We start from the raw sequence: 24,004 nt of genomic DNA on the forward strand, positions 1-24,004 counted from the left end.
CAACGACAGCTGTCGCATGAACGACTGATCACCTTTACCGGCGTGGGTAGCTTCCGAGCCGTGGGGGCGACCGATCGTCGTGTCACAGCATCCCCGCGCCGCAGCCGCTTTGCCGGTGCCGCCGACCCAGGTCGACAAACCGTCACAGCAGGCTCGGATGCGAAGTCAGGAGCCATTGCTGGACCGGGCCGCCGCGTGGGCGGATCCGGCCGTTGCTGGCATCACGAAGGAGACGGACGCGATGACCGACGTCATGCGGCCCCGGCAGGCGACGCCGGTCGTGCCGCGCCGCCGCGACAGTGCCGGCGCCCTGGTCGCGGCCACCCACGAGCAACGCCAGATGTGGTCGTTGAGCCGTCTCGACCCCGATCCGGCCAGCTACCTGGTGCCGTTGGCGTACCGGCTGGTCGGGCCACTGGACGTGGCGGCACTGGCCGGGGTGCTCGACGCCCTGGTGGCCCGGCACGCCGCGCTGCGCACCACGCTCGCACCCGGCGGGCCCGGCTCGGGTCCAGCGGAGGTCGACGACGCCGCGCCGCGCCTGGTCCAGGTGGTCGGCGAGCCGCAACCAGGACTGTTGCGGGTGCACGATCTGGGCGGGCTGCCCGCGTGGCAACGCGACCAGGAGATGCAGGCCCGGATGCACGCGGAGACGCGTGACCCGCTCGACCTGGAACGCGGACCGGTGCTGCGGGCCAGCCTGCTGCGCTTCGCTGCCGAGGAGCACGTGCTCCTGCTGACGTTCCACCACGTCGCCGTCGACGAATGGTCGCTCGGCATCCTGCACGACGAGTGGGAACGGCTCTACGCCGCGCACCGCACCGGACGACCGGCTGACCTCGGCCCGGTCGTCGTCGACCAACGCGATCATGCGGCGTGGCAACGCGACTGGCTCGCCGGGGCCGAGGCGGCGGCGCAACGCGACCACTGGCACGCGCAACTCGCCGATGCGCCCGCCGTCCTGGAGCTGCCCACCCGCGGACCCCGGCCCGCGGTGCCGTCCGGTGCGGGGGCCACAGTGTCGTTCCCGCTGGACGTGCCCACCGACGGGCTGCTGGCGCTGTGCCGACGACTCGGTGTCTCCCCGTACATGGTCATGCTCGCCACCCTGCACGTCCTGTTGGCACGCTGGACCGGGCAACGCGACATCGTGGTGGGAACGCCGGTGGCGAACCGCCGGCGCTCCGAGGCGCAGCAGCTCGTCGGGCTGCTGCTCAACACCGTCGCGGTCCGGGCCCGGCTGGACGACGACCCGTCGTTCGAGACGCTGCTCGCACGGGTGCGCACCGCCGCCGGCGACGCCCTGGACAACGGCGAGCTTCCCTTCGGGACACTGCTGGAGTCGCTGCGCCCGGCCCGCAGGCCCGGCTTCGCCCCGCTGTTCCAGGTGATGTTCGTGTACGGCCGTGAGACGGCACCACCCAGCCTCGACGGCATCGAGGTCACCCCGATCGACGTGCCCGGGACCACCGCGAAGTTCGACCTGACCGTCTCGGTACGGGAGAACGCCGACGGTGTGCGGACCGTGCTGGAATACCGCACCGACCTGTTCGACGACGACGCGATGGCCCGCCTCGCCGGTCACTTCCAGACGTTGCTGCGCTCGCTGGTTGCCGAGCCCGGCGCACCGGTCGGCTCGGCCGCGATGCTCACCGCCGACGAGTACCGGCAGCTCGTCGTGGCTGCCAACGCCACCGCCACCCCGGCCGAGCCGGACGACCTGGTCCACGTGCTCATCGAGCGACAGGCGCGCCGAAACCCCGACGGCGTGGCGGTGACCGACGGAGACACCGCGCTGAGCTACCACGAGCTGCACACGGCCGCCGAGGCGCTGGCGGAGACGCTACGCGGGCGCGGCGTGGGCATCGGCAGTCTCGTCGGAGTGCTGCTGCCGCGTGCGGTCCCGTTCGCGGTGGCGGTGCTCGCCGCACTGCGGGCCGGCGCGGCCTACGTACCCATGGATGCGGCGAACCCGCCCGCCCGGCTGCGGTATCTGATCGAGGACACGGCCGCGCCGGTCGTCCTCACCTGCGCGGAACTGGCGCACCTGGTGCCCGACGGCCTGGCGCTGCTGGTGCCCGACGGCCCTGCGCTGGCGGCGCCCGACCGGCACACGCCGGTCCCTGCCGCGCAGCCCGGTGGCGCGGCGGCCGGTCCCCGGCGACGAGCGCGACGGCGACCGGAACCCTCGACGGACGACCTCGCGTACGTCATCCACACCTCCGGGTCCACCGGCCACCCCAAGGGCGTCATGGTCACCCATCGGGGGGTCTGCAACTACGTGCGCTGGGCCGCCCAGGCCTACCGGCTGCGACCCGGGGACACCGTTCCGCTGCACTCGTCGGTCGGGTTCGACCTGACCGTCACGAGCCTGCTCGTCCCGCTGGTCAGCGGGGCAACCGTGCTGATGCTCGGCGAACACCTCGGCCCCGAGGCGCTCGGCGAGGCGCTGCGCAACCAGCGGCCAGCCTTCGGCCTGGTCAAGATCACCCCGGCTCAGCTCAACCTCGTCAACCATCAGCTCAGCCCCGCCGAGATGGCCGGCCGCACCCGGTGCTTCGTCATCGGCGGCGAGAATCTGCGCGCCGACCAGGTGGCGCCGTGGCGGGCGCACGCCCCCGACACCACGCTGGTCAACGAGTACGGGCCGACGGAGACGGTGGTCGGCTGCGCCGCGTACGAGGTCGACCCGTCCACCCCGGTCGACGGGTCGGTCCCCATCGGTCGGCCGATCGCCAACACCGAGCTGTACGTGCTGGACGACTGGGGCAACCCGGTCCCGGTGGGTGTTGTCGGCGAGCTGTACGTCGGCGGAGCCGGCGTGGCACGCGGCTACCTGCACCAGCCCACGCTGACGGCGGCGCGATTCGTCCCACACCCGTTCTCGTCCGCCCCCGGAGCCCGGCTGTACCGCACCGGCGATCTCGTGCGGCTGCGTCCCGACGGGAACCTGGAATACCTGGGCCGCACCGACAGCCAGGTCAAACTGCACGGTTACCGGGTGGAGTGCGGCGAGATCGAGGCCGCCATCCGCCGATGCCGGCCGGACAGCGACGTGACGGTGCAACTGCGCCGGGACGACCCGGACGACCCGCGCCTCGTCGCGTACGTGGCCGGTGGAGCCGGCGTGGCCAGCAGAGCCGGCGGAGCCGGTGGGGCGGAGATCGACGCGGCGGCCCTGCGGGCGGCGCTCGCCGCCGAACTGCCGTCCTACCTGGTGCCCGCCGCGATCGTCTTCCTCGACGCGCTGCCGCTGACCCGCAACGGCAAGGTGGACGTCGCCGCGCTGCCCGCCGCCGGTCGGGAGGTGCCCCGGCAGCGCGCCGAGGCGGACCCGGATCGACCGACGCCCGAACAGCCGGCGAGCGCACCCGTCGAGCCCGGACCGGCCAACTGGGACGCCGCCCGGATCGGGCTCGAACGACTGGTCGTCGACGTGTGGCGTGACGTGCTCGGCGTCGCGCAGGTCGGGACGCGGGACAACTTCTTCGACCTCGGCGGCCACTCGATGCGCCTGCTGGTTGTCCTCAAGCGACTGCACGAGCGGCTCGGTGACGTCGTCACGGTCACCGACCTGTTCCGCAATCCCACTGTCGAGTCCTTGGCGGCGTTCCTGACCACGGCCACCACTGGCACGCAAGCCCCGGCCGCCCCGGCCACGACGGCCCGCGTCACCCGGCCACGGACGGGCACCACGGCCCAGCCCGGCGGCCTGATCGCCGTCGTCGGCATGGCCTGTCGCTTCCCCGGCGCGCGGACCATCGACGAGTACTGGCACAACATCCGCGCCGGCGTGGAGTCGGTGCGGGAGTTCAGCATCGAGGAGATGCTGGCCGACGGGGCCGACCCGACCCGGCTCGACGATCCCGCGTACGTCCGCTCCGGCACCTGGCTGCCCGGGATCGACGAGTTCGACGCCGCCTTCTTCGGCGTCACGCCCCGGGAGGCGCAGACCCTCGACCCGCAGCACCGGATGCTGCTGGAGTGCGCCTGGCACGCGCTGGAGCACGCCGGTTACGACCCGGCGGGCCACGCCGGCCGGATCGGCCTGTTCGCCGGGTCGGGTCGCAGCACGTACCTGCTGGACAACCTGAGCAGCCATCCGGAGCTGATGCACACCATCGGCGAACACCAGTTGTCCATCAACAACGACAAGGACTTCCTGCTCAGCCGGGTCGCGTACAAACTCGACCTGACCGGCCCCGCCGTCACCGTGGCAACGGCCTGCTCGACCTCCCTGGTCGCCGTGCACCTCGGCCGGCAGAGCCTGCTGACCGGTGAGTCCGACCTGGTCCTGGCCGGTGGGGTCAGCGTCTTCCCGGCGCAGCGGCGCGGCTACCTCTACCACGACGGCGGGGTCTACTCCCCCGACGGACACTGCCGGCCGTTCAGCGCCGACGCGCGGGGCAGCATCGCGTCCAGCGGGGTCGGCATCGTCGCGCTCAAACGGCTGGAGGACGCGGTCGCGGACAACGACACCGTCTACGCCGTGATCCGCGGTTCCGCGATCAACAACGACGGCGCCCGCCGCACCGGCTACACCGCGCCCGGCGTCGACGGCCAGGTTGCGGTGATCAGCAGCGCCCTCGCGTCGGCCGGCGTGCAGCCCCGCTCGGTGAGCTATGTCGAGGCGCACGGCACCGGCACCAGTCTCGGTGACCCCATCGAGGTGACGGCCCTGACCGAGGCGTTCCGGCGGGGCACCGACGAACAGGGCTTCTGTGCCCTCGGCTCGGCCAAGGCCAACATCGGCCACACCGACGCCGCCGCCGGTGTGGCCGGGCTACTCAAGACGATCATGGCGTTGCACAGCCGTACGCTGCCACCCACCATCAACGTGAGCCGACCCAACCCGGCGATCGACTTCGAGAGCAGCCCGTTCTACCTGAACGACACCGCCCGACCGTGGCCCGGCGACGACGGCCCGCGCCGGGCGGGCGTCAGCTCGTTCGGCATGGGCGGCACGAACGCCCACGTCGTGCTGGAGGAGCCGCCGGCCACGGCCGCCGCGCCGCCTGCCCCGCCGGCCACCGGGCCGCACCTGCTGGTGCTGTCGGCGCGTACGGTCGAGTCGCTGGATCGGCAGACGCGTCAGCTCCGCGACTGGGTCGGCGCGCACCCCGAGGCGGACCTCGCCGACGTGGCGGCGAACCTGGGCCGGCGCCAGCCGATGACCCACCGCCGTTTTCTCGTCGCGGCAGACCACGCCGACGCGCTGGTCGCCCTCGACGCGCCACAACGGCAGTTCACCGGCGTTCATCCCGGTGGCCGTCGGACCCTGGTGTTCGCCTTCCCGGGGCACGGCGCGCAGCACGTGGCGATGGGCGCCGGCCTGTACCGCGCGGAGGCGACCTACCGGGCGGTCGTGGACGAGTGCGCCGAGCAGCTCCGCGACGACCTCGGCCTCGACCTGCGTACGCTGCTGTGCCCAGCGCCCGACGGCCACCCGGAGGCGGAGCGGCTGCTCGCGCGGCCTGGGTTGATCCAACCCGCTCTGTTCGTCACCGGGTACGCCCTCGCCCGGTCGCTGCTCGCCCGCGGGGTGACCCCGGACCTGATGGTGGGACACAGCCTCGGCGAGTACGTCGCGGCGTGCCTCGCCGGTGTCTTCTCCCTGGCCGACGCGCTGCGGCTGGTGAGCGCCCGCGGTGAGTTGGTCGAACGGACCCCGGCCGGGGCGATGCTCGCGGTGAGTCTGCCGGAGACGGCGGCGGCGGGGCTGGCGGTGGACGGTCTGTCGCTGGCCGCCGTCAACGCACCCGAGCTGTGCGTGCTGTCCGGCGCACCGGAGGCGATCGAGGAGCTGCGCCAGCGGCTGACCGCCGACGGGGTCGAGTGCCGGCCGCTGCGGGTCACCCGGGGCTACCACTCGGCCCTGCTCGACCCGGTGCTCGACGAGTTCGCCGACCACGCGCGCCGGGTGACCTACCACGAGCCGCAACGCCCGTACCTGACCAACCTGACCGGCGGTCCGGTCGCCCCCGGGCAGGTCACCGACCCCGCGTACTGGGTGCGGCACATGCGGGAGCCGGTCCGGTTCGCCGAGTCGGCAGCGCTGCTCGCCGAGCAGGACGTCGTCCTCGCGGAGCTGGGTCCCGGGCACGCCCTCGGTGGCCTCGCCCGGTTGGCCGGGGTGCGGCCCGGTCAGGTGGTGGCGGCGATGCGGCATCCGCGCAGCGACGCCGACGACCTCACCACGATGCTCGACGCGGTGGGCCGGCTGTGGCTGTCCGGCGGGCGGGTCGACTGGCAAGCGTTCCACGGTGGCCCACGTCGCCGCCTGGCCCTGCCCGGCTATCCCTTCGAGCGGCGCCGCCACTGGTTGGACGCGGTGTCGCGGCCCGACACGGCGCAGCCCGCACCCGTCCCTTCGAGCGCTACCGCTCCGGAGGCACCCGGGCAGGTCGAGGCCGGCAACCGCCCGCCGGTCAGCACCGCCTACGTCGCCCCGAGCACGCCCGGGCAGGAGATCGTGGCGGACCTGTGGAGCGAGCTGCTCGGGATCCGGCCGATCGGGGCGCTCGACAACCTCTTCGAGCTGGGTGGGCACTCGCTGCTCGCCACCCAGTTCGTCGTGCGGCTGCGGGCCCGGCTCGGCGTCGCGCTGCCGCTGGAGACCATCTTCGCGACGCCGACCGTCGCCGGGATCGCGGCCACGCTGCCGCAGACCGGCCCCGCACCCACCACCACCGTCGCACCGCGGCCCAGCGTCGCGCCGACCATCCCCCGCGCCGAGCCCGACGCCTTGCCGGCGCCGCTCTCCTCCGGGCAGCACCGGCTGTGGTTCCTCGACCAGGCGTACGAGCAGAGCGCCTACACCGTCGGCACGGCACTGCTGCTCGACGGCACCCTCGACGTCGACACACTGCGCGGGGCCCTCGCGGAGCTGACCCGGCGGCACGAGTCGCTGCGTACCGTCTTTCCGCTCGGACCCGACGGCGACCCGGTGCAGCAGGTGCTGCCGCCCGGCCCGGTGGACCTGCCGATCGTGTGCGCCCCGACCGGCGCGGACGACACGGCCCCGGTCGCCCGCAGCATCGTGGAACCGGCGGTCGCCGACGCGGTGCCGCCATGGGCCCACGCCGCCCTCGCCGCCGACGTCGGACGCCCGTTCGACCTGGCCCGCGGGCCGCTGTTCCGTGCCGTGCTCCTGCGCATCGCCGACGACCGGCACGTGCTGTCGATGACCATGCACCACGCCGTCTCCGACGGTTGGTCACTCGGCATCGTCGCCAGCGAGGTGGCCACCCTGTACGGCGCCGCCCTGGACGGTCGCGCCGCACCGCTGCCCGAACTGGCCGTCCAGTACGGCGACTACGCCCGGTGGCAACGCGGCCGGCTGGCCGACGTCGACAGCGACGACATGCGGTACTGGCGCGAGCAACTCGACGGGGTGGCGAGCGTCCTGGAGGTGCCCACCGACCGGCCCCGACCACCCGTGCAGACCTTCCACGGCGCGGTGCACACCCGGGTCCTGTCCCCGCACGCCGCCGACGAGCTGCGCCGGTTCAGCCAGACCCGGGGCGCCACCCTGGCCATGACGGTGCTGTCTGCCCTGAAGGCGCTGCTGTGGCGCTACACCGGCCAGCGGGACATCTGCATCGGCACGCCGGTCGCCGGGCGGGTACGCGCCGAACTCGAACCGATGGTCGGCTTCTTCGTCAACATGCTGCCGTTGCGGACCTCGATCGACGGCGAGTGGACGTTCGAGGAGCTGCTCCAGCAGGTCCGGCGCACCGCCCTGGGCGCGTACGACCACCAGGAGGTGCCGTTCGAGCGGCTGGTGGATCTCGTCGACGCGCCCCGCGACCTCAGCCGCAACCCGCTGTTCCAGGTGATGTTCAACCTGCTGAACCTGCCCGAGCGGCGGGATCTGGGAACCGCCGGGCTGCGGATGGTCCAGTTCGCCGTCGAGCCGGGGATCGCGCAGCAGGACCTCGCCCTGTACGCGTACGAGGTGACCGAGGGGCTGCGGTTCCGGTTGGAGTACAACACCGACCTGTTCGACGCGGCCACCGCCGAGCGGATGATGGGGCACCTGGAGACGCTGCTCGCCGCTGCCGTCGCCGACCCCGACGTCCGGTTGGCGGATCTGGCCGTCCTCACCCCCGCCGAGCTGACCCGCGTCGACGAGTGGAACGACACCGCCACCCCGCTCGGCTGGGCCACGCCCGGTCGGGACGGGGGGACGCCGACCCTGGTCGAGCTGATCGCACACCAGGTTGCCACGAACCCCGACCGGCCGGCCGTGACGTTCGGGACCACCACGCTCACCTACGCCCAGCTCAACGCCCGGGCCAACCGGCTCGCGCACCGGCTCCGCCGGGCCGGGGTCGGCCCCGACGGCACTGTCGCCGTCTGCCTGCACCGCTCCGAGGACCTGCCGGTCACGCTGCTCGGTGTGCTCAAGGCCGGCGGCGCGTACGTCCCGGTGGACCCCGACTATCCGATCGAGCGGCAGCGGTACGTGCTGACGCACAGCGGTGCGAGCGTCCTGATCACCGAACCGGGCCTGGCCGACCGCTTCACCGGGTACGCGGGCGAGGTACTGCGCACCGACGCGAGTGCGGGCACCGGGCCGGAGACCGACCCCGAGCCGCTGGCCGGGCCGGACCATCTCGCCTACGTGATCTACACGTCCGGGTCCACGGGCCACCCCAAGGGCGTCCGGGTGACGCACGGCGCGATCGTCAACACCCTGGCGGCCATGCGGGAGCGGCCCGGCCTGACCAGCGACGGCACGATGCTCGCGATGGCCAGCTTCGCCTTCGACATGTCCGTACCGGAGCTGTTCCTGCCCCTGGTCGTCGGCGCGCGGATGCTGCTGGTGGGCCGCGACGTCGGTTACGACGCGCCGCGGCTGGCCGCGCTGCTCGCCGCGGAGGGGGTCACCCTGGCCCAGGGCACCCCGGCGACCTGGCGGCTGCTGATCGAGTCCGGCTGGTCCGGGCTGCCCGGCCTGACGGCGGTGTGCGGCGGCGAGGCGGTGTCCGCGCCGCTGGCCCGGCAGCTCGCCGAGCGGGTCGGCGCGTTGTGGAACCTCTACGGCCCGACCGAGGCCGCCGTGTGGTCCACCATGGAACGCCTCGAACCCGACCTCACCCACCTCAGCATCGGCCGCCCGATCGGCAACGTGCGCGCCTACGTGCTCGACCCGCGACTGCGTCCCGCACCGGTGGGCGTGCTGGGTGAGCTGTACCTCGGCGGCGCGGGGCTGGCGCGTGACTACCACGGCGACCCCGACCTCACGGCGCAGCGGTTCGTGTCGGACCCGTTCTCCGCCGGCCGGCTCTACCGCACCGGGGACCTCGGCCGGTGGCTGGCCGACGGCCGGATCGAGTTCGTCGGCCGCAGCGACTCGCAGGTGAAGGTCCGCGGATTCCGCATCGAACTGGGCGAGATCGAGGCGGTGCTGCGCCGCCACCCGGAGGTCCGCGACACCGCAGTGGTGGTCCGCGAGGACGACGGCGAGAAGAGCGTCGTGGCCTACCTGACGCTGACCACTGGAACGACGGCCGACGGGGACGGACCCGACGGCGGGGCGGCAGGGCAGCCCGTACCCGACTTCGACGCCGACCCCACGCCCTGGCGGGCGTTCGCGCGCACCTACCTGCCCGACTACATGGTCCCGTCCGCGTTCGTGGTGCTCGACCGGATGCCGCTGAGCGCCAACCGCAAGGTCGACCGGGCCGCCCTACCGGCACCGGTACGCGGCGGGGCCGGCGTCGGCGCGGCACCGCCCGACACCCCGCTGCGGGCGGCGCTGGCGAAGCGGTGGGCGGCAGTGCTCGGCTACGACACCGTCGGCATCGACGACGACTTCTTCGACCTCGGCGGCGACTCCTTCAAGGCCATCAAGGCGTTGGCCGGCAACGACCCGGCGATCAGCGTCCTCGACCTGTTCCGCCACCCGACGATCCGCTCGTTGACCGAGCACCTGGACGCGACCGGGGGGTCCGCCGGGCGGCTGCTGCACGAGCTGACCCCGGCGCTACCGGCGACACCGACACGGCTGACGCTGGTCTGCGTACCCTTCGCCGCCGGTAGCGCGATCACCTTCCAGCCGCTGGCGGACGCCCTCCCGCCCGGCGTGCGGCTGTACGCCCTGGAGCGCCCCGGGCACGACGTGAACCGCCCGGACGAGCCCCTGCTGGGCATGGACGAGCTGGTGGACGGCTGCGTGGCCGAGGTCGTGGCGGGGATCAGCGGCCCGGTGGCGGTGTACGGGCACTGCATGGGCGGCGCCGAGGCGGTGGAGCTGGGCCGTCGGCTGGAGGCGGCCGGTGTGGAGCTGACCGGCGTGGTCATCGGCGCCCACTTCCCCGCCCCTCGGCTGCCCGGCCGGGTGTTCCGCTGGCTACGGCAGTGGTTTCCGACGGAGCGGTGGACGTCGAAGCGTCGGACCCTGGAGTCGCTGCGGGCGATGGGCTTCTTCACCGAGGTCTTCGACGAGCGGGAGAAGGACTTCGTGATGCGCGTGGTCCTGGCCGACGCCGCGATGGGCGAGGACTACTACACCGACGTCTACGACAACGGTCTGCCCAGGAAACTGTCGGCCCCGATCGTCTGTGTGGTCGGTGGCGGAGACCGGGCCACCGAGCTGTACCAGGAGCGCTACCTGGAGTGGGAGTTCTTCTCCGACCGGGTGTCCCTGGAGGTCATCGAGGGCGCCGGCCACTACTTCGCCAAGCACCAACCCGCCGAGGTGGCGCGCATCATCCAGGCGACCTGCGATCCGTCGAACGCGACGCCCGCCAAGCCGCCGCCCGCCACGGTTACTCCGCCGGCCGCCGCCGTGGTCGTGCCGGCGACGGACGGCACACCACCCGCCGTACGTCGGGCGATGCCCAGCCTCACCGTGTTCTACCTGATCGCCCTGGGTCAGCTCGTCTCGCTGATCGGCAGCGGACTGACCGGCTTCGGCATGGGCCTGTGGGTGTACCAGCAGACCGGGTCGGTCTCGTTGTTCGCCACGGCCACCGTCCTGGCGCTGCTGCCCGCCGTGGTGCTGTCTCCCATCGCGGGGGCGCTGGCCGACCGGTGGGACCGGCGACTCATCATGATCGTCGCGGACTGCGTGGCAGCCACCGGCACGGTGAGCCTCGCCCTGCTGCTGTGGCTCGGCCAACTCCAGCTCTGGCACGTCTTCACCGCCATCACCGTCACCGCCGTGGCTACCGCCTTCCAGCTACCCGCCTACCTGGCGGCCGTCACGCAACTCGTGCCCAAGCGGTACTACGGGCGCGCCAACGGCATCGTCTCCCTGGGCACCGCGACGAGCACAGTGCTGGCGCCGCTGCTCGGCGGTGCGCTGGTCATCGCGGTCGGGCTGCGCGGCGTCGTGATCATCGACCTGCTCACCTTCGCCGTCGCGGTCACCGTCACCCTGTCGGTCCGGTTCCCGAACACCCTGTTCGTCCGGCGCGAGGAGACCTTCCGGCGGGCGGTCCTGGGCGGTTGGCGGTTCATCGTGCGCCGCCACGGCCTGGTGGCCCTGGTCGTGCTGACCGCGTCGCTCAACTACTTCTTCGCCATGGTCGAGGTTCTGGTCACCCCGCTGACCCTGTCGTTCGGTGACCCGGCGGTGCTCGGCCGGGTGCTCGCCGCCAGCGGCGTCGGCATGCTCGTCGGCTCGGTCCTCATGGGAGTGTGGGGCGGCACGGCCCGGCGGACCACCGGCATCCTGGCGAGTGTCGTGCTCCTCGGCGCGTCGCTGCTCACTGTCGGCCTGCGCCCGAGCCCACTGTTCCCGGCCCTCGGCCTGTTCGGCATGGGCCTGGCCACGGCCCTGGTGAACACGCACTGGTTGGCCATCGTGCAGGCCAAGGTCGGGCTGGAGCTGCAGGGCCGGGTGCTCTCGATGGGCCAGATGCTGTCCTGGCTGATGGTGCCGGCCGGTTTCCTCACCGCCGGTCCGCTCGCCGAGCACGTGTTCGCCCCGATGGTGTCGCCCGGCGGCCTGCTGGCCGCTGTCGTCGGCACCGGCCCGGGCCGCGGCATGGCCCTCGCGGCGATCGTCGCCGGCCTCTGCTCGCTCGCCCTGGCCGCCGTCGGCATCGCCTACCGACCGATCCGCCACGTCGAGGACGAGCTGCCCGACAACGACCCCGGCACTGTCATCGTCGCCGACAAGGACCGCCTCCAGGCCGAGGCCGACCGACGGCTCGCCGAGCACCGTGCTGGGGGCGCGCAGCGGGCCGAGCCGGTCCCGGTGGGCGGGCGCGGTGGTCGTCGATGAGCGCCCCCGCCCGGCCCGCCGGCCCGACCCGTCGAACCGTCGACCGACGCGCCGCCGGCGTACCAGCCGACGTCGACTGTCTGCACCGGATGGTGGCCGCGCAGGCCGCCCGAACCCCGGAGGCGGAGGCGGTACGGCACGCCGACCGCACGTGGTCGTACCGGGATCTCGACGAGGCGGCGAACCGGCTGGCCCGGGTCCTGCTCGCGCGCGGGGTGAGCCGGGAGGACCGTGTCGGCGTCTGCCTGCCCCGGACACCCGAACTGGTGGTCGCCCTGCTCGCCGTGCTCAAGGCCGGCGCCTGTTACGTCCCGCTGGACCCGGCGTACCCGCCGGCCCGGGTGGCCTTCATGGCCGCCGACTCCGGGGCCCGGCTGGTGCTCACCCGCGCCGACCTCGCCGACCGGTTCCCCGACCTGGCCGTCCCGATCGACCGACTGGACCTGCCCAGGGACGGCACCGACCCGGCGGTGCCGACGACACCGACGGACCTGGCGTACGTCATCTACACCTCCGGCTCCACCGGGCGGCCCAAGGGCGTGGCCATCGAGCACCGCTCGGTGTCGGTGCTCATGCACTGGATCCGGCAGACCTTCGACGACACCGAACTGGGCGGCCTGCTCGCCGCCACCTCCGTCTGCTTCGACCTGTCCGTCTTCGAGATCTTCGGCCCGCTCTGCTGGGGCGGGCGGGTGCTGCTCGTCGACGACGTGCTGGCCCTCGCCGCCCCCGGCGTGGACCGGCTGCCCGTCACACTGGTCAACACCGTGCCCTCCGCGATGGGGGAACTGCTCACCGCCGACGCCCTGCCGGCGAGCGTGCGGACGGTCTGCCTCGCCGGTGAGCCACTCACCGCCGCGCTGGCCGCCCGGGTGTGGTCGCGTCCGCACGTCCGCCGGCTCTGCAACCTCTACGGCCCGTCGGAGGACACCACCTACTCCACCTGGGCGGAGGTGCCGCCGGACAGCGGGGACCCGCCGATCGGCCGGCCCCTGCCGCAGACCCGGGCCTACGTCCTCGACCCCGAGGGGCAGCCGGTCCCGCCGGGCGATCCGGGCGAACTCCACCTGGCCGGGGCGGGCGTGGCCCGGGGCTACCTCGACCGCCCGGAAGAGACGCGGGCCCGGTTCCTGCCCGACCCGTTCCGCCGCGGCGAGCGGATGTACCGCACCGGCGACCGGGTCCGGCTGCGCCCGGACGGGCAACTGGCCTACCTGGGCCGACTCGACGACCAGGTGAAACTGCGCGGCTACCGGATCGAGCTGGGTGAGGTCTCCGCCCGCCTCGCGGCCCTGCCCGGCGTACGCGAGGCGACCGCCGCCGTCCGGGAGGGGCCGAGCGGGGATCCGCTGCTGGTCGGCTACCTGGTCGGCGAGCGGCGCGACGACGTCCGGGCCCGGCTGGCCGGGGTGCTGCCCGCGCCGCTGGTCCCCGCGACGGTGGTCTGGCTGGACCGGCTGCCCACCCTGCCCAACGGCAAGGTAGACCGCTCGGCACTGCCCTCCCCCGCCCTCGGCGGCGACGCCGGGCCCGGCGCCGGGCCGTTCGACGGCATGCTCGCCGAGGTGGCGGCCGTGTGGCGCGAGGTGCTCGGCGTGCCGGTGACCACCGCCGACGACGACTTCCTCACCCTCGGCGGAGACTCCCTGCTCGCCGTACGCTGCGCCACCCGGCTGGCCGCCGCGACCGGCCGGCCGGTCCACGTCGGCGACCTCTTCGCGCACCCGACCGTCGGCGCGCTGGCGGCCCACCTCGACGGGCTGGCCGTCGACCCGACGCCGCTCGGGGAACCCGCCGGCCCGGCACCTGCCGGCCCCGCGCCGCTGTCGGCCGCGCAGGCCCGGCTGTGGTTCCTGCACCGGCTCGACCCGGCGGACACCTCGTACCTGCTGGCCTTCGCGGTGCGGTTCGACACGCCGGTGGACCTGGACCGGCTGGCCCGGGCGCTGGGTCGGGTGGTCGAGAAGCATCCGGCCCTGCGTACCGTGTTTCCGGTCGGGCCGGACGGGCCAGCGCAGCACGTCCTCCCCGGCGCCGGGCCACCGCCGCTCGTCGCGCCGTCCGAACCGGGCACCCCGCTCGACGAGCGGCTCACCCAACTCGGCGTCGAGGCCACCCGGGCCGCCATGGACCTGGCCACCGGACCGTTGCTCCGCGCCCACCTGGTGCCGGACACCACCGGCCGTGCGGCGGCACTGCTGCTCGTCGTGCACCACATCGTCTGCGACGACTGGTCGTTCGGCCTGATCGTGCGGGAGTTGGCCCAGGCGTACGACAACGTCGCGACAACGGCCCCGGAGCCCCCGGTGGCCGGCCCGGCGGCGTTCGCCCTGGCCCAGCGGGACTGGCTGGCCGGTCCCGCCGGGCAGCGGGCGCTGGCCGACCAACTCGACGAGCTGCGCGGCGCACCCGACCTGCTCGACCTGCCCGCGACGGACCGGCTCGACCGACGCGCGGCGCAGGCCCGACCCGACCGGGCGCCGTCCGGCGCCACCCTGCGGACCACAGTGGACCCCGCCACCGCCGAGGCGGTACGCGAACTGGCCCGGGCCGAACGGGTCAGCCTGCACATGGTCGGGCTGGCCGCCTTCGCGACAGTGCTCGGCGCCGCCACCGGCCGGCACGACCTGCTGATCGGCGTGGCCTTCGCCGGCCGCACCAGTGTCGCCGCCGAACGAAGCGTCGGCTGCCACGTCAACACCGTGCCGCTGCGGCTGCGCCCCGCGCCGGAGCGCGGTTTCGCCGACCTGCTCGCCGAGGCCCGCCGGGTCACCCTGTTCGCCGCGGCCCACCAGAACGTGCCCTTCGACCTGCTGGTGGAACGGCTGCGGCCCACCCGCCAGCCGCACCGCACTCCGCTGGTGCAGGTCGCCTTCGGCGTGCAGAACGCCCCACCGGCCCGGCACCGCACCGCGGCCGGCGTCGAGTTCACCGGCGTGGAACTGACCCCGGACACCGCCCGCCTCGACCTGACCCTCTGGCTCGACGAGCGGCGGGACGGGCTGGCGGCGCTGTGGACGTACCGCACCGACCTGTTCGACCACGACGGGGTGGTCACCTGGCACCGCCGGTTCACGGCGTTGCTGCGGACCGCCGCCGCCGACCCCCGACGCAGTCTGGCCGACTGCGTCGACACCCTGGGAGCGAGAGATGACTGAGCAGACCCGGGTCGCGCGGAGCATTCCCCGTCGCGGCCGTGAACGGAACCTGGTGGACGTCCACCCCGACTGGCCCGGCGGCCCGCTGCCGGCGCTGATCCGGGCCAACACACCCGACGTGGATCTGGCCGGCTGGCTGGCCGGACGCCGCGACGAGGTCGACGAGCTGGCCCGCCGGCACGGGGCCGTGCTGTTCCGTGGCTTCGCCGTGGCCGGCGCCGAGGACTTCCGCACCGTGATGGCCGCGCTCTCCGACGAGGTCCTCAGCTACGGCGAACGGTCCTCGCCGCGCAGCCAGGTCACCGAGGGGGTGTACACCTCCACCGAGCACCCCGCCGACCAGCCGATCGTGCTGCACAACGAGCAGTCGTACACGGTGAACTGGCCCCTGCGGATCGTGTTCCACTGCGAGGTGGCGCCGGGCGCGGGTGGGCGTACCCCCCTCGCGGACAGCCGCCGGGTGCTCGCCCGGCTCCGCCCGGAGACCGTCGCCGAGTTCGAGCGGCGCGGGGTGCTCTACCGGCGCAACTACCTGCCCGGCATCAGCCTGACCTGGCAGACCGCGTTCCAGACCGAACGACGGGAGGACGTCGAGGCGTACTGCGCCCGCGCGCTGATCGACGTGGAGTGGGTCGGCGAGCGGCAGTTGCGCACCCGGCAGGTCCGCCCGGCGGTACGCCGCCACCCGGTCACCGGCGAGCGGACCTGGTTCAACCACGCGCTGTTCTTCCACGTCACCTCTTTGCCCGACGATGTCAGCGCAGGGCTGCGGGCCGCCCTGGGCGAGGAGGACCTGCCCTACCAGACCGCGTACGGCGACGGCACGCCCATCTCCGACGAGGTGCTGGCCGAGCTGCGGGCCGCGTACGCCGCCGAGACCCGCTCCTTCGACTGGCAGCGCGGGGACGTGCTGCTGGTGGAGAACATGCTGGCCGCGCACGCCCGGGATCCGTTCACCCCACCCCGGCGGATCCTCACCGCCATGTCCGATCCGACCGCCGCGCCCGAACTGACCGAGGCGAGCCACCCGATGCCGGCTCCGACCGGGGACCGGGCATGAGCGGGCCGGCGCCGCGTCGACGCGCTACCGGCACGGTCAGCTCGCCGGTGTCCCGGCGGGTGCTCGTGGACGACCGGTTCGTGCTGCTCGTCGAGGCCGCCGTGCCCGACCTCGACCTGGCCGGTTGGCTCGCCGGCAGGCGCGAGGAGCTGCTCCGGGACCTGGACGAATACGGGGCGGTGTTCTTCCGCGGCTTCGAGGTGCGCACCCCCGACGACTTCAGCCAGGCCGCCCGGGCGGTCAGCCCGGACCTGCTCGGCTACCTGGAACGGGCCGCGCCCCGGCACGAGGTCGCCGACCGGGTCTTCACCTCCACCGAGTTCAACGCCGAGCAGTGGATCCCGCTGCACCACGAGATGTCGTACTCGCACAACTGGCCCAGCTACCTCTACTTCTGGTGCGCGCAGGCGGCAACCGGCAGCGGCGGGGCCACCCCGCTGGCCAGCGAACGGGTCATCACCCCGCTGATCCCCGCCGACGTCCGGGAACTCTTCCTCCGCTCCGGGGTCTGCTACGTGCGCTACTACGGCGCGCACCTGGACCTGCCCTGGCAGGAGGCGTTCCAGACCACCGACCGGGCCGAGGTGGAGGCGTACTGCCACGCCTCGGCGACCGAGTTCACCTGGCTCGGCTCCGACGGCCTGCGAACCAGGGCCCGGCGGCAGGCGGTCGCCACGCATCCGCGTACCGGGGAGACGGTGTGGTTCAACCACGCCCACCTGTTCCACGTGTCGAACATGCCGGCCGAGGTGTCCGGCGCGCTGCTGCGCGAGTACGGCCCGGACGGGTTGCCCCGCAACGCGTATCTCGGTGACGGGCAGCCGATCCCCGACGAGGTGGTCGCCGGGCTGCGCGAGCTGTATCGGGAACACGCGGTGTCGGTTCCCTGGCAGCGCGGCGACGTGCTGGTGGTGGACAACTTCCTGGCGACCCACGGTCGCGAACCCTTCAGCGGCGACCGGCAGATCCTGGTCGCCATGTCCGACCTCTACATCAACCGGAGCGTTCTGTGAACGGTTACCGTCTGTCCCCCGTCCAGCGGCTCGCCTGGTCGGCCAAGCAGGACCTGGTCCGGGCGCGGGTGCGGTTGGACCGCCCGCTGGACCGGGCCCGGTTGCAGAGCGCCCTGGACGCGGTGGTGGCCCGGCACGAGGCACTGCGCCTGACCCTGGTGCACCACCCGGGTCTGCGGGTGCCGATGCAGGACGTCGACGACGACCGCAGCGTCACCGTCGGCGCGCAGGGCGAGCTGTCGGTGACCCTCACCGACGATGCGCTGGAGCTGACCGCCACCCCGCTGATCGCCGACCCGGCCAGCCTGCGTCTGGTCCTCGCCGACCTGGCCCGGGGGTACGCCGGCGAGACGTTGCCGCAGGATCCGGAGGCGTTGCAGTTCCTCGACGTCGCCGAGTGGCAGCTTGAGGAGCGCGAGCAGGCACCGGCCACCGCCGCGCCGACAGTGCCGGCCGCTCGACTGGTCACCCCGCACGGGGACGACCCGACGGCCGTGGTGTCCGCGACCGTTTCCGCCGCCGAGCTGACCGACGTGGCGCGGACCGCCGGTGTCGAGCCGGAAACCGTGCTGCTGGCCGCGTGGGCGCTCGCGGTGTCCCGCCGCGCCGAGGCACCGGAGGGCGCCGACGAGGTGGACCTGGTGCTGGCCCGGTGGAGCGACGGCCGCCATGCCGCTGGCACCGCCGAGGTGGTGGGTCCGCTGGGTGGCTACGGCCCGATCCGGTTGGCCCTGCCGCTGCCCACCACGCCCGCCGACCTGCTGGCCGTCGTCCGCGCGGCCGAGAGCACCGCCGACGACACGTTCCACCTGGTCGACCCGGTGGACGAGCAGTCCGGGGCGGTGGCGGGCTTCGCGGTGCCCCCGGCTGCCGCGCCGGCCACTGTGGCCGGGCTCGGTGGAGTCGCCGTGCACGTCGTCACCCAACCGGCGGCGGCCGGCCCGCAGCTGACAGTGCTGGCCGAGGGCGACCGGGTCACCTTGGACGTGGTCGGCGGCCAGTGGCTGCTCGACGCGCTGCTGGCGGTCCTGCGGACCCTGCCCGCCGCGCTCTCCGGCGCCGACGTGCCGTCGGTGCTCGGCGAGGCCGAGGGCCGCTGGCTGACCGACGCGGCGGGAACACCGTCGCAGGCGTCGGCGCGTACCCTCGTGGACCTTTTCGACGCGGGCCTGGCGGGGATGAACGAGCAGGCCGTGGCGGTGGTCGACGCGGACGGCGCGTACACGGTCGGTGAGCTGCGGGAACGGGCCGCGCGGGTGGCCGGGGCCCTGGCCGCGCACGGCCTGTCCGGCGCCCCGGTCGGCGTGCTGGCCGACCGGTCCCGGGACACCGTCGTGGCGTTCCTCGGCGTGCTGCGCGCGGGGGCGGTCTTCGTGCCGTTGGACCCGGACGCCCCGCCCCGGCGGCTCGCCGCGCAGATCCGCGCGGTCGGCGCGGAGGTCGTCGTGGGCGACGGCGGTGCGGGGACCGTGACCGTCGGCGACCTCGTCGCGGCCGGCGACCGCCCGCCCGCCGCGGTGCCGACCCCGACCGACCCGGCGTACGTGATCTTCACGTCCGGCTCCACCGGCACTCCCCGACCGGTGCAGGTGTCGCACGGCGCCGCCGCGCATCTGGCCGACGCCTTGGAGCAGGTCGTGTACGCGGACAGCCGCCCCGGTCTGCGGGTGGCGGTGAACGCCCCGATCACCTTCGACGCCAGCGTGAAGCAGCTCGTGCAGCTCGGCCACGGCCGCAGCCTCTACCTGGTGCCCGAGCAGGTCCGCCGGGACGGGGCGGCACTGGCTGCCACGCTGGCCGACCACGCTGTCGACGTGCTCGACCTGACCCCCTCTCAACTACGCATCCTGCTCGCCGGGGCGGGTGACATCCGGCTGCCCGGCCTGCTGCTGCTCGGCGGCGAGGCGATCGCACCCGACCTGTGGGAGACCCTCGCGGCGCTGCCCGACGTCCGGGCGGTCAACCTGTACGGCCCGACCGAGTGCACGGTGGACACCACTGCGGCGCACGTGCGTGCCGGGGAGGCCCCGACGATCGGCCGACCCCTGCCCGGCGTCGTGGTGTGGGTGCTCGACGAGCAGCTGCGCCCGGTGCCGCCGGGCGTGGCCGGTGAACTCTGCGTCAGCGGCCCGCAGCTCGCCGACGGTTACCGGGGCGACCCGGAGGCCACCGCCCGGCGGTTCGTGACCGTGGCGCTGCCGTCCGGGCGCACCGAGCGGGTGTACCGCACCGGCGACCGGGTCCGCTTCGACGCCGACCGGCGGCTGCGCTACCTGGGTCGGCTCGACGACCAGGTGAAGATCCACGGGTTCCGGGTGGAGCCGGGCGAGATCGCGGCCGCTCTTCGCGAGCACCCGGAGGTGGCCGACGCCGCGGTGGTGGCCCGCGACGACGACCGGCACGGCGACCGGCTCGTCGCCTACGTCCGCCCGGGTGACGCGCCGACCACTGTGGACGTCGACCGGGTCGCCGGGGTCAACCCCCACGAGACCCGCTACCTGCACGACGAGATCTTCGTCCAGCAGGTCTACCTGCGCGACGGCATCGTGCTGCGGCCCGGAGCCACCGTCCTCGACGTGGGCGCGAACATCGGCATGTTCTCGCTGTTCGTGAACGCCGTCTGCCCGGACGCCACGATCCACGCGTTCGAGCCGGTGCCGTCGGTGGCCGACCTGCTGCGCCGCAACGTCGCCGAGTTCGGCGTGCCGGCCACCGTGCACGCCGTCGGGCTGTCCCGGGCTGCCGGGGAGGTGTCCTTCACCTACTACCCGGGCTACTCGATGATGTCCGGCCACGCCGCGTACGCCGACCCGGACGCCGAGGTGGCGGTGATCAAACGGTTCCTCGCCAACGAACGCGACGCCGGCGCCGACCGCGAGGTGCTGCTCGGCCGGGTCGACGAACTGCTCGCGGAACGCTTCGCCGGCCGGGAGCTCACAGTGCCGGTCCGGCCGCTGTCGGCGTTCCTCGACGAGCTCGCCCCGGAACGGATCGACCTGCTGAAGATCGACGTACAGCGGGCCGAGGCGGACGTGCTCGCCGGGCTGGACGATCGGCACTGGCCGCTGGTCGCGCAGGTCGCCATGGAGGTGCACGACGCGCCCGGCACCGACGCCGAGGGCCGACTGGCCGAGCTGGTCGCCACCTTCGAGGCGCGTGGCTTCGACGTGGTGACCCGGCAGGACGACCTGCTGATCGGCACCGACCGGCACACCCTGCACGCCGTACGCCCCGAGTACGCCGCCGATCCACGCCCGGCCGTGGTCGTCCCGGCCGGGCCGACGGCAGGGCCCCTCGACGAACGGCTCACCGGCTGGCTGGCCGACCGGCTCCCGGCCCACCTGGTCCCGGCGGCGGTGGTGCTCCTCGACGAACTGCCGCTGACCCGCAACGGCAAGCTCGACCAGGCGGCGCTGCCCGTGCCCCGCCTCGACCGGCCGCACGGCGGCACTGTGGTGGCGCCTGCCGACCGGGCCGAACAGATCCTCGTCGAGGCGTGGCGCGAGGTGCTCGGGGTGGCGACCGTCGGCGTGACGGACAGCTTCTTCGCGCTCGGCGGCGACTCCATCCGCAGCATCCAGATGCAGGTCGCCGCGAACAAGCGAGGGCTGTCCTTCCGGCTCAGCGACATCTTCACGTACCAGACGATCCGCGAGCTGGTCACGCACGGCGAGATCACCCTCGCCGGGACCGACGCGGTGGCCGGCTCGGCGTCGGTCCCGGCCGGACGCTTCACTCTGGTGGCCGCCGCCGACCGGGAGCTGCTGCCCGCCGGGCTGGCCGACGCGTACCCGATGACGACCCTCCAGCAGGGCATGGTCTACCACTGTGAGCTGACCGGCGACCCGGCGATGTACCACAACGTCACCGCGCACCGGATCGCCGCGTCGTTGGACGCGCCCGCGCTGCGGCGCGCGCTGGGCGGTCTGGTGGCCGCCCATCCGGTGCTGCGGACCGGGTTCGCGCTGGGCGCGTACTCCGAGCCGTTGCAGCTCGTGCACGCCGACGTGCCGGTCGAGGTGCCGGTGACGGATCTGACCGGTGTCGAGGCACAGACCCGCCGCGCCCGGATCGACGCACTCGTGGCGGCCGACCGGGTACGTCCCTTCGACCTGGCCCGACCGCCGCTGCTGCGGTTGCACGCCGTTCGGGAGGACGCCGACGCGTTCACCCTGATCATCGCCGAGTACCACGCCATCCTCGACGGCTGGAGTCTGCACCTGTTCCGTACCGACCTGCTCGCCGCGTACGACCGGGAGCGGGCCGGCGCCTCTCATCCGGCCCGCCCCGGCCTGCCGTTCCGGGAGTACGTGGCCGCCGAGCGACGGGCCCGGACCGATGAGGCCAGCCGCCGGTTCTGGCTGGACGGTCCCGCCGCGGCGCCGCCGCTGCTGCTCGGCGGGGCAGCCCCACGGACCACCACCACCCAGCAGGTGCCACTGCGAGCCGGCACCACCGAGGCGGTCACCGAGGCGGCCCGGGCCGCCGGCGTACCCGTCAAGTCCTGGCTGCTCGCCATCCACCTGCGGATGCTCGGCGAACTCACCGGCCGCGACGACGTGGTCAGCGGACTGGTGGTCGGTGGGCGGCCGGAGGGCGAGGGCAGCGACGCCACCCTCGGGTTGTTCCTCAACACCCTGCCGGTCGGTGCGGAGCTGGGCACCCGTTCGCTGGCCGAGCTGGCCGCCGAGGTGTGGCGGGCCGAACGGGACATGATGGGACACCACCGCTTTCCGCTGGCGGAGATCGTCCGGGCCGGAGGGGTCGGACCGTGCTTCGACCACTTCTTCAACTGGACGCACTTCACCAACGACCCGGCCGGTGGTGGCCCCCGCATCGTGGACAGTCGGGGCGTCACCGTCGACGTGGCGTTCAGCCTCGCCGTCGACGCCGAGCTGGACGCGGACACCGGCCGCCTCGCCCTCACCCTCCAGTACGACCACCGCACCGTCGCCGGGGACCGGGTCGACGCGTTCGCCGATGGCTTCCGTCGCCTGCTGGCGGCCGACCCGCACGCGCCGCTGCCCGCCGTTGCCAGCGGTGGGCAGGCGGCCGGCGATGCGTGGGCGACCCGGGTGGCGGCGGCCTGGCAGGAGGTGCTCGGGGTCGCGCCGGATGATCCGGCGACCGGATGGTCGGCCGCCGGCGGTGACTCGCTGCGCGCGCTGCGGCTGGTCACCATGCTGCGGCAGCGTCACGGCAGCGACCTCACGCTGCCCGAGTTCGTGACGCTGGGCAGTTACGGCGCACTGGTGGACCGGGTGGCCCGGTCATGACCGGTCTCAGCACCTCCGCCGTGCACGGCGACGACGGACTGGTCCCGGGCGGAGCCGTCGCGCCGCCGATCGTGCAGAGCGTCACCTTCAGCGCCGACTCCGACGAGCAGTTCACCGCGATCGCCACCGAGACGCGGGGCAGCGCCTTCTACACCCGCTACGGCAACCCGAACCACGCCCAGGTGGCCGCCGTCGTCGCCGAGCTGGAAAGCGCCGAGACGGGGCTGGTCACCGCCTCCGGGATGGGGGCGGTCAGCACCATCGCGCTGGCCCTGCTCTCCGCCGGCGACCACGTGGTGGTGCAGCGCAGCACGTACGGCGGCACCACCTCGCTCACCACCGGCCTGCTGTCCCGGTTCGGGGTGTCGTACACCCAGGTGGACCAGACCGACACCGAGGCGTTCGCGCGGGCGATCCGGCCGCGGACGCGGCTCGTGCTGGTGGAGACGCCGAGCAATCCACTGCTGGAGCTGACCGACCTCACCGCAGTGGTGGAGCTGGCCCACGCGGCCGGCGCGCTGGTGGTGGTCGACAACACCTTCGCCACACCGGTCAACCAGCGTCCGATGGCAGCCGGGGCGGACCTGGTCTGGCACAGCGGCACCAAGTTCCTCGGCGGCCACTCCGACGTGTCGGCGGGAGTGGTCGTCGGCTCAGCCGAGTTGGTCGAGCGGGTGTGGCAGACGGCCATCGTCACCGGCGCCACCCTCGGCCCGGTGGACGCGTGGCTGCTGCTGCGCGGCATCCGTACGCTGCCGCTGCGGGTGGAGCGGCACAACGCCAACGCCCTGGCCCTGGCCCACGCGTTGGAGGAGCATCCGGCGGTGGCCCGGGTCCGTTACCCCGGGCTGCCGTCGCACCCGCAGCACGCGTTGGCGCGGCGGCAGATGACCGGCTTCGGCGGGGTGCTCAGCGTCGACCTGAGGGCCGGGCGGGCCGGAGCCGCCGCACTGCTGGACGGGCTGCGGCTGGCCAAACGGGCGGCCAGCCTCGGCAGCGTCAGCACGCTGGTGGTGCACCCCCGGTCGATGTGGGCGGGCATCGTGGACCCCGAGCAGTTGGCCGCGACCGGCATCGGGGACGGGCTGGTGCGCGTCTCCACCGGCATCGAGGACACCGCCGACCTGGTGGCCGACTTCCTCGCCGCGGCGGACAAGGCTACCGCGGCGAGGGATTCCGCTGCCGACTGAGCTCGAACCGGCGACCCGGGCGGCCGGCTCACCCACCACCGGGACGGAGACGTCCCGGCCCGACCGCAG

The 24,004-nt window shown here is 73.9% G+C and carries 6 protein-coding genes; all 6 read left to right on the plus strand.

Features of this window, described 5'->3' with window-relative positions:
• Nucleotides 1-157 precede the first annotated feature (157 nt).
• The 6 genes from GA0070619_RS16755 to GA0070619_RS16780 are packed head-to-tail and all read left to right on the plus strand — an operon-like array spanning nucleotide 158 to nucleotide 23,935.
• Nucleotides 158-12,238 (plus strand): non-ribosomal peptide synthetase/type I polyketide synthase, encoded by a 12,081-nt coding sequence (locus tag GA0070619_RS16755; RefSeq protein ID WP_157744023.1) that lies wholly within the window; start codon nucleotides 158-160, stop codon nucleotides 12,236-12,238.
• Nucleotides 12,235-15,396, plus strand: a complete 3,162-nt coding sequence (locus tag GA0070619_RS16760) for a non-ribosomal peptide synthetase (RefSeq protein ID WP_088948943.1) — start codon at nucleotides 12,235-12,237, stop codon at nucleotides 15,394-15,396. Before GA0070619_RS16755 ends, GA0070619_RS16760 begins: the two co-directional genes overlap by 4 nt.
• The gene (locus tag GA0070619_RS16765; protein WP_088948944.1) at nucleotides 15,389-16,456 is read left to right on the plus strand and encodes a TauD/TfdA family dioxygenase; all 1,068 of its coding nucleotides are present in this window, start codon (nucleotides 15,389-15,391) and stop codon (nucleotides 16,454-16,456) included. Before GA0070619_RS16760 ends, GA0070619_RS16765 begins: the two co-directional genes overlap by 8 nt.
• Nucleotides 16,453-17,469 carry a TauD/TfdA family dioxygenase gene (locus tag GA0070619_RS16770; protein ID WP_088948945.1) on the plus strand — a complete coding sequence of 339 codons (1,017 nt, stop codon included), beginning with the start codon at nucleotides 16,453-16,455 and terminating at the stop codon, nucleotides 17,467-17,469. Before GA0070619_RS16765 ends, GA0070619_RS16770 begins: the two co-directional genes overlap by 4 nt.
• Nucleotides 17,466-22,745 carry a non-ribosomal peptide synthetase gene (locus tag GA0070619_RS16775; protein ID WP_088948946.1) on the plus strand — a complete coding sequence of 1,760 codons (5,280 nt, stop codon included), beginning with the start codon at nucleotides 17,466-17,468 and terminating at the stop codon, nucleotides 22,743-22,745. Before GA0070619_RS16770 ends, GA0070619_RS16775 begins: the two co-directional genes overlap by 4 nt.
• Nucleotides 22,742-23,935, plus strand: coding sequence for a trans-sulfuration enzyme family protein (locus GA0070619_RS16780; protein WP_088948947.1), 1,194 nt, complete (start codon nucleotides 22,742-22,744; stop codon nucleotides 23,933-23,935). The genes GA0070619_RS16775 and GA0070619_RS16780 overlap by 4 nt, the downstream gene beginning before the upstream one ends.
• Nucleotides 23,936-24,004: the final 69 nt, after the last annotated feature.

Origin of the sequence: Micromonospora zamorensis (genome assembly GCF_900090275.1) — a bacterium.
GTDB lineage: Bacteria > Actinomycetota > Actinomycetes > Mycobacteriales > Micromonosporaceae > Micromonospora > Micromonospora zamorensis.

What these genes read in the sequence shown, in the direction of transcription:
- GA0070619_RS16780 (WP_088948947.1), top strand. Translation starts at nt 22,742, where the DNA reads ATGACCGGTCTCAGCACCTCCGCCGTGCACGGCGACGACGGACTGGTC.
- GA0070619_RS16760 (WP_088948943.1), top strand. Translation starts at nt 12,235, where the DNA reads ATGAGCGCCCCCGCCCGGCCCGCCGGCCCGACCCGTCGAACCGTCGAC.
- GA0070619_RS16765 (WP_088948944.1), top strand. Translation starts at nt 15,389, where the DNA reads ATGACTGAGCAGACCCGGGTCGCGCGGAGCATTCCCCGTCGCGGCCGT.
- GA0070619_RS16755 (WP_157744023.1), top strand. Translation starts at nt 158, where the DNA reads ATGCGAAGTCAGGAGCCATTGCTGGACCGGGCCGCCGCGTGGGCGGAT.
- GA0070619_RS16770 (WP_088948945.1), top strand. Translation starts at nt 16,453, where the DNA reads ATGAGCGGGCCGGCGCCGCGTCGACGCGCTACCGGCACGGTCAGCTCG.